20 protein-coding genes and 1 tRNA gene are annotated in these 15686 nt (G+C 71.3%); 5 read left to right on the top strand and 16 right to left on the bottom strand.

The window, feature by feature from the left end; all coding sequences use genetic code 11:
* The 10 genes from GA0115242_RS05950 to GA0115242_RS05990 all read right to left on the bottom strand — a co-directional run.
* Positions 1-208: hypothetical protein (locus GA0115242_RS05950; protein ID WP_093825252.1), on the bottom strand; the 208-nt coding region annotated here is incomplete at its 3' end.
* Between the two features lie 5 nt (positions 209-213).
* Positions 214-396 carry a hypothetical protein gene (locus GA0115242_RS05955; protein ID WP_093825254.1) on the bottom strand — a complete coding sequence of 61 codons (183 nt, stop codon included), beginning with the start codon at positions 394-396 and terminating at the stop codon, positions 214-216.
* Positions 397-486: 90 nt separating this feature from the next.
* Positions 487-720, bottom strand: a complete 234-nt coding sequence (locus GA0115242_RS05960) for a hypothetical protein (protein ID WP_093825257.1) — start codon at positions 718-720, stop codon at positions 487-489.
* Positions 720-1010: a hypothetical protein gene (locus GA0115242_RS05965; protein ID WP_093825259.1), complete on the bottom strand. Its 291-nt coding sequence runs from the start codon at positions 1008-1010 to the stop codon at positions 720-722. Before GA0115242_RS05965 ends, GA0115242_RS05960 begins: the two co-directional genes overlap by 1 nt.
* Before the next feature lie 16 nt (positions 1011-1026).
* Positions 1027-1212, bottom strand: coding sequence for a mobile element transfer protein (locus tag GA0115242_RS05970; protein WP_093825261.1), 186 nt, complete (start codon positions 1210-1212; stop codon positions 1027-1029).
* A 3-nt stretch (positions 1213-1215) separates the two neighbouring features.
* Positions 1216-1395 (bottom strand): hypothetical protein, encoded by a 180-nt coding sequence (locus tag GA0115242_RS05975; protein ID WP_093825263.1) that lies wholly within the window; start codon positions 1393-1395, stop codon positions 1216-1218.
* A gap of 20 nt (positions 1396-1415) precedes the next feature.
* Positions 1416-2072: a DUF2637 domain-containing protein gene (locus GA0115242_RS05980; RefSeq protein WP_093825265.1), complete on the bottom strand. Its 657-nt coding sequence runs from the start codon at positions 2070-2072 to the stop codon at positions 1416-1418.
* 23 nt (positions 2073-2095) lie between these two features.
* Positions 2096-2263, bottom strand: a complete 168-nt coding sequence (locus GA0115242_RS40615) for a hypothetical protein (RefSeq protein ID WP_176729755.1) — start codon at positions 2261-2263, stop codon at positions 2096-2098.
* Positions 2264-2345: 82 nt separating this feature from the next.
* Entirely contained in the window at positions 2346-3689 is a 1344-nt protein-coding gene (locus GA0115242_RS05985; protein WP_093825267.1) for an FtsK/SpoIIIE domain-containing protein, read from the bottom strand.
* Between the two features lie 2 nt (positions 3690-3691).
* The gene (locus GA0115242_RS05990; RefSeq protein ID WP_093825269.1) at positions 3692-4021 is read right to left on the bottom strand and encodes an SCO3933 family regulatory protein; all 330 of its coding nucleotides are present in this window, start codon (positions 4019-4021) and stop codon (positions 3692-3694) included.
* Positions 4022-4209: 188 nt separating this feature from the next.
* Between GA0115242_RS05990 and GA0115242_RS05995 the strand changes: the two genes are divergently transcribed.
* Positions 4210-4968 (top strand): GntR family transcriptional regulator, encoded by a 759-nt coding sequence (locus tag GA0115242_RS05995; protein WP_093825271.1) that lies wholly within the window; start codon positions 4210-4212, stop codon positions 4966-4968.
* Here the strand turns inward: GA0115242_RS05995 and GA0115242_RS06000 are convergent, their stop codons facing one another.
* Complete coding sequence (locus GA0115242_RS06000) at positions 4969-5586, bottom strand: nuclease-related domain-containing protein (protein ID WP_256089378.1); 618 nt, start codon at positions 5584-5586, stop codon at positions 4969-4971.
* A gap of 587 nt (positions 5587-6173) precedes the next feature.
* Between GA0115242_RS06000 and GA0115242_RS40265 the strand changes: the two genes are divergently transcribed.
* Positions 6174-6482 carry a hypothetical protein gene (locus GA0115242_RS40265; protein WP_141721512.1) on the top strand — a complete coding sequence of 103 codons (309 nt, stop codon included), beginning with the start codon at positions 6174-6176 and terminating at the stop codon, positions 6480-6482.
* A gap of 980 nt (positions 6483-7462) precedes the next feature.
* Here GA0115242_RS40265 and GA0115242_RS06005 read toward each other — a convergent pair.
* Positions 7463-7810: a DUF6344 domain-containing protein gene (locus GA0115242_RS06005; RefSeq protein ID WP_093825275.1), complete on the bottom strand. Its 348-nt coding sequence runs from the start codon at positions 7808-7810 to the stop codon at positions 7463-7465.
* Between the two features lie 329 nt (positions 7811-8139).
* Between GA0115242_RS06005 and GA0115242_RS06010 the strand changes: the two genes are divergently transcribed.
* Together GA0115242_RS06010 and GA0115242_RS06015 are read left to right on the top strand one after the other, a co-directional pair.
* On the top strand, positions 8140-8268 hold the full coding sequence (locus GA0115242_RS06010) for a DLW-39 family protein (RefSeq protein WP_003999697.1): 129 nt from the start codon (positions 8140-8142) through the stop codon (positions 8266-8268).
* A gap of 431 nt (positions 8269-8699) precedes the next feature.
* On the top strand, positions 8700-9923 hold the full coding sequence (locus GA0115242_RS06015) for a hypothetical protein (RefSeq protein WP_237548896.1): 1224 nt from the start codon (positions 8700-8702) through the stop codon (positions 9921-9923).
* A gap of 186 nt (positions 9924-10109) precedes the next feature.
* On the opposite strand, the gene GA0115242_RS06020 is transcribed toward GA0115242_RS06015, so the two are convergent.
* Both GA0115242_RS06020 and GA0115242_RS06025 read right to left on the bottom strand, forming a co-directional pair.
* A complete protein-coding gene (locus tag GA0115242_RS06020) occupies positions 10110-12053 on the bottom strand; it encodes a serine/threonine protein kinase (protein WP_107461348.1) in 1944 nt (647 codons plus the stop codon).
* Positions 12054-12263: 210 nt separating this feature from the next.
* The gene (locus GA0115242_RS06025) at positions 12264-12812 is read right to left on the bottom strand and encodes a helix-turn-helix domain-containing protein (protein ID WP_093825278.1); all 549 of its coding nucleotides are present in this window, start codon (positions 12810-12812) and stop codon (positions 12264-12266) included.
* A gap of 179 nt (positions 12813-12991) precedes the next feature.
* Between GA0115242_RS06025 and GA0115242_RS06030 the strand changes: the two genes are divergently transcribed.
* Positions 12992-13064, top strand: a tRNA-Ala gene (locus GA0115242_RS06030).
* Positions 13065-13654: 590 nt separating this feature from the next.
* On the opposite strand, the gene GA0115242_RS06035 is transcribed toward GA0115242_RS06030, so the two are convergent.
* Positions 13655-14245, bottom strand: a complete 591-nt coding sequence (locus GA0115242_RS06035; RefSeq protein WP_256089379.1) for a M23 family metallopeptidase — start codon at positions 14243-14245, stop codon at positions 13655-13657.
* A 443-nt stretch (positions 14246-14688) separates the two neighbouring features.
* Positions 14689-15390 (bottom strand): DUF5324 family protein, encoded by a 702-nt coding sequence (locus GA0115242_RS06045; RefSeq protein WP_093825282.1) that lies wholly within the window; start codon positions 15388-15390, stop codon positions 14689-14691.
* Positions 15391-15686: the final 296 nt, after the last annotated feature.

Here is a 15686-nt window from a genome sequence, read left to right on the forward strand (position 1 = left end):
CGGAATGGAAGCGCTGAGTGCCCAGGTCGTAGCCACCCTGTTCGTGGCGCGGGGCGTCGGGGTTGTTGTCGTTCCAGTCCTCGGCGCACACCTTGTGGACGGGTTCACCGGTGTGGGAGCGCAGCGGGGTGGGCTTGCCGCACTGCGTGCACGGGCAGTCGCCGCCGTGGTCGAAGTGCTGGGGCGATCCCCAGTTCAGGAGGCCCATGGCGGTCACCGCCCCGTGTGCGTGGGGTGGGTGACGCGGCGGCTGGTACCGGTGCCCTTGCAGACGGGGCAGGTGACGGTCAGGGTCTGGCGGGAGCCGTCGCGGTCGCGCTGGCCGGTGGTGACCTTGGCCGAGGCGTGACCGTCGCAGTCGCGGCAGGTGCGCGGACGGGAGTCGTTTCGGGGCATGATGAGGCTTCCCTTTCGGGTCCGTTGGATCAGGAAGGTGGGCCGTCCGGGGCGGGGAATCTTTGGCGAGAGAACCGCCCCGGACGGGTACTACTTGCGCCGGTTGCGGCGGCGCGGGATGGGCGGGATGGAGTCGTAGGACTCCTGGCCGGCGCGGAAGTCGCTCAGGTCGGTCACGTCCTTGTCCGTGCCGATCTCGCGCATGATGCGGTTCATGGCCGCGCGGTCGCGGTGGCGGCGGGCGATGGCGTAGTCCCGGCCGAGTTCGGTCATCCGCGTGTCCGGCTCCGGGCTGTCGTCGTTCTTGCAACTGAAGATGCCCATCAGATGTCCTTCCTGGTCTTGGTGGCGCGGTTGATCGTGTAGCTGAGTCCGCCGGTGGCCGACAGGACGGAGACTGCGGCGGCGGCGATGGTGTGGACGACGAAGGCGATGACGAGCAGCACCGCGACGGACCCGGCGGCGATGACCAGCGTGAGGACGATCGGGCCCGTGTAGGAGCGGGGCGCCTGCTGGACGATCACGACCTTGTGCAGGTCGGTGCCGGGCGGGAGCCGGTGGTAGAGGTCGGCGGGGATGTGACCGGCACGGATCTGGTCCTCGGGGAGCTGCATGGCGTCGGTCCTCCTTTCAGGCGTTGCAGCGGTGGGTACGGGCGGCGAGTTCGGCGGCCGAGCGGTCGCGGTGCTCGGTGGAGAACCCGCACTTCGGGGCGGTGCAGGCCGCCGTGTGGCGGGTCTGGCCCCGACCGTTGTGGTAGGTGCCGACCTGCACGGGGCCGATGCGGATCACGTCGTAGAAGCGGTTCGGGCGCATCGGTCAGTTCTCCTTCCGGAGGCTGCGGCCGAGGAAGCCGGCCAGGATCCGGGCGGCCTCCTTCGGGTCCGGGGTGCGGTCGGCCGCTTCCTCGGCCAGCAGGCGGGCCAGGGCGGGGCGGCCGGTGTCGGCCATCTCGCGGGCCGCGTCGAGGTAGTCGGACGGAGTGGTGAACGTCTGCACGGGGTGAACCTCCTTTTCTGTCAGGCGAGTTGGGCGACGATGGCACCGGCCAGGTCGTCAGTGATGCCGAGGCGGGCACGCAGGGTGGCGGTGTCCATGTCCGTGCCGGTGCGGGCGCGGTGGTCGGCGCTGAGCTTGCGCGCGTGGTCGACGAGCGCCGGAGGCACCACGGGCGCAGCGGCCGGCGTGCTCGGGAGCGCGGCGGGGGTCGGCTCGCTGATCTCCGGGGTCGGGTGAGGCGTCGGCACGGGTGTGGCCGGGCGGTCGATTTCCACCGCCGGGGCAGGCTCTTGCGCCGGTTCCGGGTCTGGGGTGTGGCTGGTGGTCTGGTGTGCGAGGAGGCTGCCGCCGAGGAAGGCGAGGGCGGGCCAGGCGGCGACGAGGATGCGCAGCCAGGCGGGGACGTGGTCGAGGTCGAGGAGTCCGGCGGTGGCGATGTTCGCCCCGAGCGAGGCGATCAGGGCGACGAGGAACCAGGACCAGGCGAGCCGGGAGCGCTGGACGCTGAGGCGACGCCAGGCGGCGACCATCAGCAGGTCGACGGAGACCGGGTAGGCCCACGCCTTCCAGCCGGTCTGACCGGCCGCCAGGGCAAGGTCATGCAGGTGGGCGAAGGACAGCGCACCGGCGATCACGGCCTGCACGAGTATGGCGTCCAAGCGGATCGAGCGGGACATGCCGTTCACCTCCCTTCGCGGGCTCAGTCGGTCGCGGGGATCTCGCCCGCGCCGAGGCGGTTGAGGCAGATCCCGGTCTGCTGGCCCACCGAGCGCCGCTTGCGGCCGACATGGACCGTGCGGGAGACCTCACCGGTGCCGCCGCAGGGCGAACAGGGCGTGTTCCGGGGCTTGTTGGGCTTGCGTGCCATGAGCGATCTCCGATCGGTTTTCGGCATGGCTCGGGTAGGGACCGGGCGCGAAGTGGTCGCGCCGACCGTGGAGCAGGGGGTGTTACTCGGTGACCGGGCGGGGTTTGAGCAGCGGCGGGGCCGACGGCATCGGCGGCGCGAGCTGAGCGACGGGCCGAAAGGGCGCCAGGAACGGCAGTACCGGCGTGAGGTGGGCGAACTCCCGGCACACGGCCGCCGCTTCCGCCGGCGAGGTCTGCGGGGTACGGATGCGGGACCAGCCCCCGGAGGTGTCACCGGCGACCGCGACACCAGGCCGGTCCGGAGCGATGGCCGTCACAGCGGTCACCGCGTCCGGGGCGATGTCACCCAGACCCATGTCAGCGGTCTGCTTGTCGTTGACCCGGTGGACCACCCGGCCCGTGAGCTGCGCGCGCAGAGCGGTCGCACCACGGCCGAGGTCGGAGCCGAAGCGCTGCCCGCAGACCTCCAGATAGATACCGATCGCACGGGCCATCTGACCCAGCCGCACCATCTGCATCACCGTGCGGTCCCGTGCCGCCTCATCCTTCTTCGAGGTCACCAGGAACAGTTCCGCCACCTCGTCGACCAGGACGACCAGCGGCACCGGCCGCACCTCGTCCGGCAGCTCCCACAGATCCGAGACGCCGTAGAGGGCAAGGAGGTCGAACCGCTCCTCCATCTCCGTGACCAACGCGTCCAGGAGACGGCCGGCCGACTCCGGGTCGGTGGCCAGCGCGGACAGCCGAGGGGCGTAGCGGCCGTGCTCGACCCCGCGCTTGCAGTCGATGCCGACCAGCCCCACCGGGAGCTGCGCGAGGCCCTTGACGAGGTTGCGCTGATACACCGACTTCCCCGACAGCGTCGCCCCCAGCGTCAGCGCCATGGGCACCTTGCGGTAGTCCCGCTCGAAGACCGTGCCGTCCTCCCGCAGCGCCACCGGCACCACTAGACCACGAGGTCGGGCCGTACGCGGCAGCCGCACCCGCTGAAGAACGTCATAGCCGGTCATCCGCAGCTCGACGAGACCGGGCTTGGTCTCCATGACCCTCACCGACCGGACCCCCCACGCGTGGCGCAGGCGCTCGGACGACGCGGCGACGTCGGCGGGCTCCAGGCCGGCGGGGAGCCGGAGCGTGACCCGCAGACCCACCGGCGTCGGACGGACCCGGCGAACCTTCGGCGGCACCGGCCGCACCTCGGCACGGACCACGTTGCGACGGACGAAGGCACGGAACCCGGACGGCTGGACCGTCAGCCCGCAGACCTCCATCGTGTCCCGGTAGGTCCAGGTGAACCGCCCCCACGTGACCGGCAGCCCCACCAGCGACCAGTACACGCGCGGCGCACGGGCCTTCGCGTATCCGAGGCCACCGGCACCAGCGGCAAGGCCGCCCAGCTCCAGCCACGTATCGATGTCGGTCATGATCAGGAACCCAGCGCAATCGCAGCCGCGCGGAAGCTGATCCCGTGACGCTTCTGGCCGTTGAACTCGTTCTCCCAGTCCCGCGCCCGCAGCCCGACCACCTCGACCCGCGTCCCCGGCGTCAGTCCCGCGGGGACACCCGTCTCCGGGACCGCCACCTGGTAGAGGTTGCCCTCACCCTCGTCCGAGACCAGCAGGCCCACCGTCGACATGCTCGCGCCGGTCTCCCGGTCCACGGCACGCTCCCCGGTCTTCTTGTTGACCATCTTCGGCTCCGGCGAGGTCGCGACGAACACCACGGCGCTCGAAAGGTCGATCTTGAACGACGGCATTGAGCACATCCCTTGATCTGACGGGTCACCCTTCGTGACCTCTCTAGATATCTACAGCTTGAGCTTCATCTCTAGAGATGTCAAGGGATATGTCTAGAGAGGTTGCTGATCCAAATTGGAGGTCGCTTCTGATTGGGTGGCCGACACAACTTCGTTAGGCTGTCTAGAGATGACAGGAGGGTTCCGGAATGAAAGGCAGCGACGACGACCGTCGGCCGAAGTACCAGCGGATCGCGGACGCCTTGCGTGACGCAGTCCACTCAGGCGAGTACGGTCCCGGCGATCGGCTTCCCGGAGAGAACGAGCTGATGGCCACGCACGGCGTAGCCCGCATGACTGCGCGGCAGGCACTGAGCGTGCTGCGTGACGAAGGTGTGGCGGAGGCCCGAAAGGGAGCGGGCGTCTTCGTCCGAGCCTTCCGTCCGCTCCGCCGTCGAGGCATTCAGAGGCTGTCCCAGGAGCAGTGGGGAAGCGGCCGGTCGATCTGGTCAGCAGACATCGAGAACCGTGCCTTGAGCGTCGACCAGCTCACCGTTTCAGAGGAAGCGGCTCCAGAACGCATCAGTTCTGTGCTGGATCTGAGCGAGGATGACGCGGTGTGCGTCAGGCGCCGGCGTTTCGTGCTGGATGACAAGGCAGTGCTGCTCGCCACGAGCTATCTGCCCATGTCGGTGGTTGCCGGATCTGCGATCACCCACGAGGACACTGGACCAGGTGGCACTTACGCCAGGCTTGCTGAACTTGGGCACAAGCCGGTGCACTTCCGTGAGGAGATCCGCTCGCGTATGCCGTCGAAGGACGAAGCGGCACGGCTGAGCATGTCCGCTGGCACTCCGGTCATCCTTATCTGCCGGACAGCCTTTGCGGAGGAAGGGCGTCCCGTCGAGATCAACGAGATGACGTTGGACGCAGCCTCGTACGTCCTGGAGTACGACTTCGACGCCTGATCAGCCGGACCAGGTTCGAGCGTCGCGTGCCACTTCGTAGATGTGGGACACCTGATCGGTCGAAAGGACGGGGCTCAGCCCGGACAGCACTCGGTCGAGGTGGTTGACTTCCACGACCAGCACCGGCGGATCGGCGCTCTTGACGGTGAGTTTCGCCGCGTGCACAACGGAGATCACAGGACGCACCGACACAGCGAACCCGCAGTGTGTGGTCAGCACGCGGGCCACTCGCCGAGCCTCTGATTGGCTGGCGGCGATATGGCGAGTAGGGGCGCGATTCACCGTGACAGCTCTATCGCCGTACCAGACGGTCTTGCCCGGATGCCGCTTGGAGTTGATGGAGAAGACGCCGGCCGGGCCGATGGCAAGATGATCGATGTCGGTACCGGTGACCCACTGGACGGCATGAAGGGTGAGCCAGCCATGGCCACGGAGTCTCTTGAGCCGTTTGGCCGTGATCTGTTCGCCCCTCAGACCGGACGCCCAGTGAAAGATCTCCGAGCGTGGGCGATACCAGTCGACCAGCCTCAATACAGGGTTCGGCTGTAGTTCACGAATCTTACGTCGCACCGCGTCGCCCGGCCGGTTCTGCGCCAAGTCTTCCGACAACGGCTGCACTCCGCCCCCTCGATGTCGCTGTGTTCTTCCCAGGCCATCACGGAGGCTTTCCTTTGCCCAGGCGCAGATCAGCCATGAGCTGTTACAGGTTTCTCTACCTCATCAAGCCCCGGCTGCGCTCCGCTCCGCCGGGCGCGCTCCTGGCTCCGCTCCGCCGCCGCTCCTGCCTTCGGCCCGCTCCGGCGGGCTGCGCCAACGCGCGCCCAGGTGAAGACCCGGGGTGATGGGTGATCACTCGTACTCATCCGACGGTCAAGACGATGCCTCCGGCGGGGGATCGGCCGGCACCGGGTGGGAGGGGGCGCCGTCGCCGACCGCAGGCCCGTAGGGGTGCGCGTGGGGTGCTCCCATCCCGACCACCGTCGACCCAGGCAGAGCCGAGCAGACGCGGCCCAGGGGCGTCAAGGTCGTTCGTACAGTGGCGCGCTCCACCTTGACGCCCCTGAACCACGCCCGCTCCACGGTGTGTGGGTCGACGGCGGACGGGATGGGAGCTGGGGTGAGTGGTGGGAAAAGGCGTGTGGCAGCGGTCAGTTCGTGCAACCAGGGCGTAGATCACCGGCCGTGAGTCAACGTACGGTTGTGGTGTGCCGGAGGATGACGAGCAGCGGATCTTCATAGCCATCGTGTGCACGGACAAAGGCCAGCACCGACGGCTACGTCTAACAACTGCAAGGCTGCTGCCGAGCGAGCGAGGGATGAGCTTCGCCCTTGAGCACTTCGCCCCTCCAATGCGGAACGCCGCGCCTAGCTCCATGGTCAGTCGGGAGTCCTACACGTTCATCTGCCCCAAGTGTCGACGCTCTCCCCTGATCAAGGCCGAAGCCTGGTGGCGACTGCTCGAAGCATGGGGTGAAGCAGGTCACGACGAGTTCGACATCTCGCTGCTACCCTGATATCTACGCCACTTAGTTGAACGTGGTCCCTGTGCGAGGACGGGGTTACTTTCAGATTGGCCTTCAGGAGCCAGTCGTCTCGCGGAAGCCCGCTCACCGGTGGGTAGCTTAGAGCTGCCTATGGAGCAACAATGCAGGGCTTCCTGTACGACCTTCTCATCAACGTGACGGGTGCTGGCGTCACAGGCATTGCCGTCGCGTCCTTGCGCCGCGCGATGTCTACATGGCGTGCGAATCGAGCGCAGCGTCGCGAGAGCACTCGCGTGGAGTCCGATGACTAGGGGCGAGAGTGAGTTGTCAAGTGCGGTGAGGGAGATGACACCAACGCTTGACACCAACAACGATGTACGAGAGCGGATCAGGATGGACCGGGGCGGACAACTGAAGGCTCTCAACCTGGCGAGTGACCGCGAGGATCACCCGCACTGATCGACCTGATGAGGATGAGGCCACAGGTTCAAATCCTGTTAGCCCCACCAGCACCAAGACCCCCAGCCGAACAGGCTGGGGGTCTTCTGCGTTCGCGGTCCACTGCGCACTGTGCACTGCCCACGGTCTCCTGTGCGCGGTTCGCAGTCCGTAGTCCGTAGGCCGTAGTCCGTGGTCCGTAGTCCGCGGTTCGTGGCACCCGGTCTTCCGGCTCGGCTCGGCTTGTCTCTCGTCTCGGCTCGGCCGGCCATACGTCGGGGGCCGAAGTCCCCTGGGAGCAGGGGTGTTTCCCTCCGCGTCCTCGTGACGGGGGCGCGGCCGTTCTCACGGCGAAGACCCCCGGCCGGAGCGGCCGGGGGTCTTCGCGCAGGCGGTTGTGTACGCAAGATCGCCTTGACGTCGGAAGTGGTCTGACGTCGGGGTGGAGCGGGATGAGCTGGACTGGCGCAGCGGGTCACGGGCGGTGCTCATGGCGCTGCTGCTGCTGCGGCGGAGGGGCCTGGTGCGGGGGGCCTGGTGCGGGGGCGGACCCGGGGCCCGTTCCGTGCGGGTCAGCGCTGGAGCGGCGCCGGTGCGCAGTCCGGGGGCGACTGCTCCTGGATGTCGGGCTCGGCCGCTGCCGTCTCGGCGAGCGGACGCTGGCGGCAGCCGGGGGAGTTGCCGTGGGCCTCGGCCCTGATGCGCTGTTTCATCGTGGGGGGCAGCGACTTCGCCGTGGACCAGGAGGACCAGGGCGGCGGTGCCGGGACCGTCGTCGTGCGGGGAGCGCTGTTGCGCGGCTGCTCGGTGGGCGGTACCGCCGCGGCGGCGGTCGTCGTGATGAGTCCGAGCGTCGTGCACAGCGCAAGGAAGGCGGTGACGATCGCGGTCCACAGCTTCATGACCTGGTTCTGGGCCATGGCCCCTCACTTTCGGGTCGGGCGATTTGCGTACTTTCCTCATGATGTGTACGGCGACCCGGAAGCGGCGGACCGACGCTCGTGGCGCGTCGATCTTCTGATGAACACCACCCGATTGGCGGCAAGAGGCCGGAAAAGCGGCGAAGAGGGTGCAAAGTCACCGTCCGTGGGGGTGTGATCACCCTCCGATCAGAACGGTCGGTTCCCGGCCTACTGCGTTCCGGGGGCGGGCAGTTGGGGGGTCCCGGCAGGTCACTGATCGGTCTCGGTCGGTGTGTATAGTCGGGCGCCAGAGGTCCCCTCACGTCAAAGAAAGACGAGGTCGCGCGGTGAAGAAGCTTCTCCTGGTCGCCCTGGCCGCCATCGGCGGGCTCCTCGTGTACCGCCAGATCCAGGCGGATCGCGCCGAGCAGGACCTGTGGACGGAGGCGACCGACTCCGTGCCCACGGGTTCCTGAAGAACGAGAACCGATACCGAGCAGACCCCGGCCGCCCCGCGGTCGGGGTTTTGTGTTGTCCAGGGGCAGGGGCAGGGGCAGGGGCAGGGGCAGGCGCTGGGGGCCTCGGGGGCGGGTTCCCGGGTGCGGAGCGCGGGCGTGCGCCCGGTTGCCCCGGCGAGGCCGAGCGTTTCGGACGGTCCTGTCCATTGCGCGGATGACGTCCCACCCGGCGGGGCAGGATGGGCCACGGCCTCGCGGACGGCGCGGGACGACGGTATCGGGGGCGCGCAATGGGACGGGGACGGACGGCACGCGCGGGGCTCACGGGGCTCGTGGTGGGCGCCCTGGCGGCGGTCGCCGGGGTTCCCGGACTGCCGGGACTCGCGGTGGCGCCCGCCCACGCGGCGAGTGCGGGGACGTCCGGTGAGGCAACGCGGTCCGATGTTGCCATGAGGTCCGTCCAGGTGGGGGCTTCCCGGCGGGCCGCGGGGTCCTACGACTACGGCTTCGCCGCCGGCGCCCGGTCCGTCGAAGGGGCGCCCGGCACCGCCGACGCGCCGCTCCTCGCGCCCGGCGGGACCTACCGCGGCACCCTCCCCCGGGCCGCCGAGCTGTACTACCGCCTCGACCTCGACGACTCCTCGAACGCCTATGTCTCCGTCACCGCCGTCCCCCGCCAGGGCAGCACGCTGACCGTCTCCGAGGGCATCAGGGTCGCGGTGCGGAGCGCCGAGGGCCACTCCTGCTCCTACGAGAACGCCACCTTCGGCGCGGCCCGCAGCCCGCACCCCATCACGGCCTGGGGCGCCAGGACCACCGCGCCGGTCAACCGCGCCTGCCAGGGCGCCGGTTCCTACTACGTCGTCGTCGAGCGGGTCGGGACGGCGGGTGCGTCGTCCGGCGCCTGGGACCTGGAGCTGACCGCCGCCACCGAACCGGCCCTGGAGGCGACCGGCGCCACCCGGGCGCCCGAGGTCTGGGACTCCGCCTCGCCCGCGCCCGCCGTCGGCGAGGCCGAACCGCGTCCGGGCGGCTCCGGGTTCACGCGGGCGGCGCCGGTCGGGCAGGGCGTGTGGAGCGCGGGCATCGCGCCCGGCCAGACCCTCTTCTACCGGGTGCCCGTCGGCTGGGGCCGACAGCCGCACGCCACCGCCGAGCTGGGCGGCTCGGGCGCCGACTCCGGCTACACGCTCGGCGCGCTCGACCTGACCCTCTACAACCCGGTGCGCGCGGACGTCGAGGACGTCGGCGTCGGGTACGACGGCAGGCGGGCGGTCGCCGCGCTGCCCGCCGTCCCGCCGGTCGACCACGCCAACCGCTACGCCGGGAGCGACCGGATCAGCGGGATGCGGTTCGCCGGGGCCTACTACCTCGTCGTCCATCTCGCGGCCCGGGTCGCCGACGAGTTCGGCGACGGGCCGTACCGGCTGACCCTGCGGGTGAGCGTCAAGGGCGCGGAGCGGGCCGGCCCCGGCTACGCGGGGCAGCCGGTGCCCCGGGACCTGTTCCAGGCCGCGGCGGACGACCGGCGCAGCGGCGGCGACGGCACGGGATCGTCCGGCGGCACCGCCATGCGGGCGCTCGCGGTGGGCGGCATCGGCGCCGGGACCGTCGTCCTCGTGGTGCTGGGCGCGTGGACGGTCCTGGCCAGGCGGCGGACCGGGACGGTGTGACGGCCCCGGCGCGGACGGTTCCCGGGCGGCCGAGCCGGGCCGATTGCTCCGCGGCGGTACCGGTGCTCACGGTTCGCGGGCGGTCGAGCCGGGCCGGGCCGTGGGGCGGTGACGCTGCCGGTGCGGGCGGATCAGGCGCGGGTCGGACGCAGCTCGGACGCGGGTCAGATGCCGATCGGGCTCCGATCAGACGCGGGTCAGTGCCCAGAAGCCGATCGCGTAGCAGACCAGCGCGAGCAGCAGCAGCGGGACGGCGACCCTGGCCGGCGGACTCGGGCGGCGGGCGCGGTGGCTCCCGCGGCCCACGTCCCGCGCGGGTGATCTGCGCACCTCGGCGGTGTACGCGGCGGTCGCCGCCTCGGAGCGGTACGGCTCCTGCGGCACGGGCCGCGCCGGTGGCAGCGGCTGGGCCGGGGGGCGCGCGGAGGCACGCGGGGAGCCCGGCAGGGGGTGCGTGGGGTCGTGCGGGGAGACGTACGGCCGTGCGGACGGCACGGGCGCCGGGGGCTGCGGGGGAGGCAGAGGGAAGCTGCCGGTGTCCGACATGCCACCGGTCGGCCCGGAGGGGCTCGGCGAGGGGAGGCCGGGGGACGGGGCGCGGGGGGCGGGAGGGGAAGGCGGGAGACCGGGACGGGAGGGCGGGAGACCGGGACGGGAGGGCGGGAGACCGGAGTGCGGCCCGGAATGGTCCGCTCGGGCCTTCTCCTCGTCAGGCCACCCGGGCCACCCGGGCCGGCCAGGCTGATCGGGCTGATCAGGCCATCCGGGTCGGTCGGGTCCGTCGGGTCCGCCGGTTCCGTCGGTTCCGTCAGGTCGGTCGGCCCTGTCGGCCCCGTCGCTCCGGTCCGGTTCGGACTTCCGGTCCGGGCCGTGGGTTTGCGCCAACCCGTGGGGGTGCTCCGGGCCGTGGGTCTGTTCCGCTCCGTGGGGCCGGGAGCCTTCGTCGGGTCGTTCGTCGTCGTCGGGTGCGCCGGAGCCGCCGGAGCCGCCGGAGCTACCGGAGCTACCGGAGCTACCGGAGACGCCGATCCCGTCGCGCTCGTGCGGCCGGGCGCCGTAGCCGTGGTCGCCGTCCCGGGTGCCGGTGCCGGTGCCGGTGTTGGCGGTGTGGCTGCTCTGGGCGGTGAAGTCCCGTGCCGCGGGCGTCGGTTGGCGGGGGTCGCGGGCTGCCGCGTGGGCCCCCGTGGGGGCGCGCGGGGGCGTCGGGGCCTGGGGATCGCCAGGACGGCGTTCCAGGCCCGCCGCTCGCCTGAGCGGGCCTTCGGGCGTGAACCCGGCCGGAAGCGGGCCGAGTTGGTCGAAGATCTCGATCAACTCGTCGTCGGGGCCTGGCTCGGGGAGCAGTTCGGTGGCCGCGGCGAGCGCCTTGCGCGCCCCTGTGGCGGTACGGAACCGTGCCTGCGGATCGGGCTGGAGCAGCGACGCCACGACCTGCCACAGCGGCTCGGGGATGCCCTTGGGGGCGCCCGGGGTGCCGTGCGCCGTGAAGTGCTCCACAAGCGCCTTGGCGTCCGGTTTCGCGCCCTCCAGGAGATACAGGGCGACCAGGCCGACGGCGAACAGGTCGGCCGGGAAGTCGGGTTCGGCGCCCATCATCTGTTCGGGCGCGAGGTAACCGGGCGTGCCCACGACGAGGTTGGTCTCGGTCAGCCGGGGTTCGCCCATCCGCATGGAGATGCCGAAGTCGGAGAGGCGCAGCCGGGGCCTGCCGGTGCCGGTGGCTTCGAGGAGGACGTTGGCGGGTTTGACGTCCCGGTGCACCACGCCCTCCGCGTGGACCGCGGACAGGCCCGCGAGGAGCTGGTCGAGGAGGGTGCAGACGAACCCGGGCGGCAGCGGGCCGTAGTCCCCGATCAGGTGGACCAGCGAGCCGCCCGCGACCAGGTCCATGGTGAACAGGACCTTGTCGTCGTCGGCGGCCCAGCTCGCGGGCGCGAGCACGTGCGGGTGGTCGATGCGCAGGGCCTGCTCGCGGACGAACCGGAGCAGGGAGTGCGCGTCGCGCTGCTGGAGCACCTTGGCGGCCACGTAACGGCGGCGGCGGTGGTCCCAGGCGCGCCAGACGGCGCCGACCCCGCCGCGTCCGATCGGGTCGACCAGTTCGTACCGGCCGGCGAAGACCTCACCCATGGCTGCGCGTCGCTCCTCCCCCTGCGGCTACCCCCCTTGCTTCCCCCGTGACGGGCGCTGCGACTCCCCTCGTCCCTCCCTGTGCCCCGCGCGGTCCCGGATCGTGACCCGCGGACGGCACGTGACGTCCGTACGGTCCGACGGGCGCCCCCACGCCCGTGCCCGACCGCGGCCCGGCCGCCGAACCCCCAGGCGGCGACCGGTCCGGACTCAGCTCTGGTGGGACTGGTAGTGCGTGACGGCGTCGGAGGTGCGCCCCGCGCCGTAGACCCGGAGGAACTCTGCCAGTTCCGGGTGGGTCGGGGCGAGGGTGTCGGCCGCGTCGATGATGTCGCCCGCGGCGGCCACCGACCGCAGCAGCGACTGGATCTCGCGGACCACCCTCTTGACCGTCGGAGCACCTGAACTGCTCGTCGTGGTCGTGGTGTTGCTCAGCACCGAGCCTCCTTGCGACTTCTTGATCTCGTCCATGCGCTCGGTCGCCTCGGCCGCGCTGACACTGCCGTCCGCGACCTGCCCAGCCAGGTCCTGGAGCAGCTGCACCCGCTGTACGACGGCCGGGTTGCCGATCTTCGCGCGCTGACCGCTCATCAGCTGCGACAGCATCGGAGCGGACAGACCGAGCACCCCCGCGAGACGAGCCTGGTTGAGACCAAGATCGTCGATGAGCTTACGGAAGAGCGCCCCCAGTGGCTCTCCGTACCAGTTCCGCTGCAGTTCCCGCGCTCTTGCGGTCGCTTCCTGCTGTGCGGCGTCCATTGCGTCTCCCCATCGCTTCCCCAAGTACCGTGGTTCGCTGCCGCGAACCACGCCGAGCATCTTACGGAGAGTGGTCGTGCGCGGGGACCCCCCATCTTTTTGCGAGATCCCGGGGGTGACCCGGTACTCTGGTCTCCGGTGTCCGCCGGGGGTCCTCTCCGGGCGGACGTTTCTCCCTCGGGGCCTTAGCTCAGTTGGTAGAGCGCTGTCTTTGCATGGCAGATGTCAGGGGTTCGACTCCCCTAGGCTCCACTCCCGAACCCCTCTTGACCTGCGGAAACGCGGCTGAAGAGGGGTTTTTGCCGTCTCGGCCGCGGCAGCACGGCAGTGCCTTCGGGGTAGCACGGCGGTGTCTTCGGAGCGGCACGGCGGTGCCTCGGGGCCGCGGTCCGCGGAAGTCGCCCCGCGGCGGGCGCCGTTGACCACCGGGTCGGCCGCGGGGAGGTCACCGAGACGTGGTCCCCGTCCGCCCTCTTCCCGCCCCTCCGCGACGACCTCGCCCGATCGCGTCCGCCAGGCCGACGCGATCACTGCGACGGTGGACGGGCGGACGGGCGCGCGTCCGCCCGGGGACGGTGGCCGAGGCGGCGGCACGGTGACCGCGTCGGCGGCGGCCGCTCGGGGGGTGTCGCATATGCCCCCGGTCTGCCACCCCCGCCGGGCACCTGGTCGCCATGGTCATGTCCCCGCGCGTTTGCTCGCTCGGTACATCCGTGGATCGGCAATCCCTTGATCCTGGCGATGCGAGGCGCCGTTGCGTTGCGGTCGCAACGTACTTCGAGATCCTGCTCCCGGGGGCCGTCGGCTCCGTCGGTTCCGTCGGTGCCGGGCCCGCCGACGCCTCACCTCCCGATCCGCACCGCCTTCTGCCGCAGCCACGGCAGGGGCGGGACCGCGGAGCCGAGGTAGGGGGTGATCCGGACCTCGAAGTGCACATGCGGCCCGGTGGCGTTGCCGGTGGCGCCGGAGCTGCCGACCCGTTGCCCGGCCAGGACCCGTTGGCCCGCGCGGACCGCGATCCGCGACAGGTGCGCGTACTGGGTGAAGTACCCGCCGGGGTGCCGGACCAGGACCTGGTTGCCGTAGCCGTCGCCGCAGGTGGTGATCCGGACCGTGCCGGGACCGACGGCGTGCACGGGGGTGCCGGACGGCACGGCGAAGTCCTGGCCGGTGTGGCGTCCCGCCCAGTGGTCGCCCCGGGCGCGGTAACCGGCCGAGAGGCGGTAGCTGCGGGTGGGCGCCGTCCAGGAGCGGGTCCCGGATCCCGCCCCCGGATGCGCCGCGCGCCTCATCCTCCGGGGCGCGACGGGACAGTGACCCGCCCGGCCCGACGGGTCCACCGCCACCGGGTCCCCGCTCGCCCGCTGCCAGCCGCGCAGCAGATTCCACAGCTCGCCCCGCAGGGCCCACCGGCGCCGGTCGGCCGCGCGCACCACGTCCCGGGGCGCGTGCTCCGCGCGCAGCCGCTCGACCCGAGCCCGCGCCTCCTCGTGATGCCGCAGCAGCGCGGCGGCGTCGGAGCGCGGGGAGAGATCGGCCGCGTGCGCGGGTGGGGGAGCGAGCGCGATCAGGAGGGCCGCCGTGAGGGCGACGGCGATGCGGGGAAGGGGCGGGGAACCCGGGCGCGGTGATCTCGTCGCATCGACCGATCATCGGATCGAGTCCCGGGGCGGGCGCGGTGGCGGCGCCGGTGCGTCCTCGGGAGTTCGCCCGGTCGGACGCCGCGCTGGGCCAGGTGCGGGCGAATGCCGCGCCGTTCGTGCGGAAGTCCCGGCGGTCATGTTTCACGTGAAACATGGCGGAGGGGCGGGAGACCCGATGTCTCCCGCCCCTCCGTACGGGCGCTCAGCCGCTCAGCCGCGCGGCCGGTGGAACGTCAGCGGCGGTCGTCGCCGTCCTTCGCCTCGTCCTCCGCCTGCTTGGCCTCGACCTCGGGGTCGAGGGCCGCCTTCGGGCTGCCGTCGACCGACGTCAGATGCGTCGGCTCGTGGATCTCCGTCGGGGCGGGCGGCTCGACCAGCCAGTCCGGGTTGGCCTGCTTGTCCCACCACTTCCAGACGGCGAAGGCACCGCCCGCGACGGCGCCGGCGATCAGCACCACCTTGGCCGCGCGGCCCGCCTTGGCCCGCCGCTCGTGCTTGCGGACCAGCTTGCGGATCTCCTTGGCCGTCACCCCGCCGCGCAGGGCGGCGACGGCGGCGGTGGTGCGGACGGCGGCCTCGTCCGCGACGGGCCCGGCGACGGCCGCGGCCTGTTCCAGTCGCGGACGCGAGTACTCGGCGGCCACCTTGGCCGCGTGCCGGGTGCGGACGGCCGCGTCATGGGCGGCCTGGTCGACCTTCGGTGGCACATGCGTCCGGGCCTGCTTGAGCTGCGGTGCCACATAGGCGCCGTACTGGACACGGGCCTGGTCTGCGGCCTGCGACACCTTCGGCGCGATGCGCACGCGGGCTTCGTGCGCGTAGAACGCGGCCTTGTCCTTGGCCGTATCGGCGTAAGGCGCCACCGCTTCCGCGGCGTGCAGCACGCTGTCCTTCGCCGAACCGGTCGCGGCGCGCACGCTGTCGATGCGGGTCACGGGATCCTCCTCCTCGGTGGCGTACGTTATTTCGACTTTCCACCCTTTTACGGATCATGCCTGTCGACGACGCCGGGAGCATGCAGAGGGCGGGCATCCGTGTCATGTGCGTCCAAAGGGGTCATCGGCTCCCCTGTCGTCGGCAATGCCACGGATCATCGCCGGGTGCCCCCGACCCCGGGAGCACTCGACCGGTCTCCAGCAACCGACTTCCCCGGATCCCGGGGTGAAACCCGGCGAGGTGCGTCGGGCGTGCCGGGCCGTGCGAGGATCGACGGGTCACGCAGGACAACGGA

Source organism: Streptomyces sp. SolWspMP-5a-2 (genome assembly GCF_900091845.1).
GTDB classification, from domain to species: Bacteria; Actinomycetota; Actinomycetes; order Streptomycetales; family Streptomycetaceae; genus Streptomyces; species Streptomyces doudnae.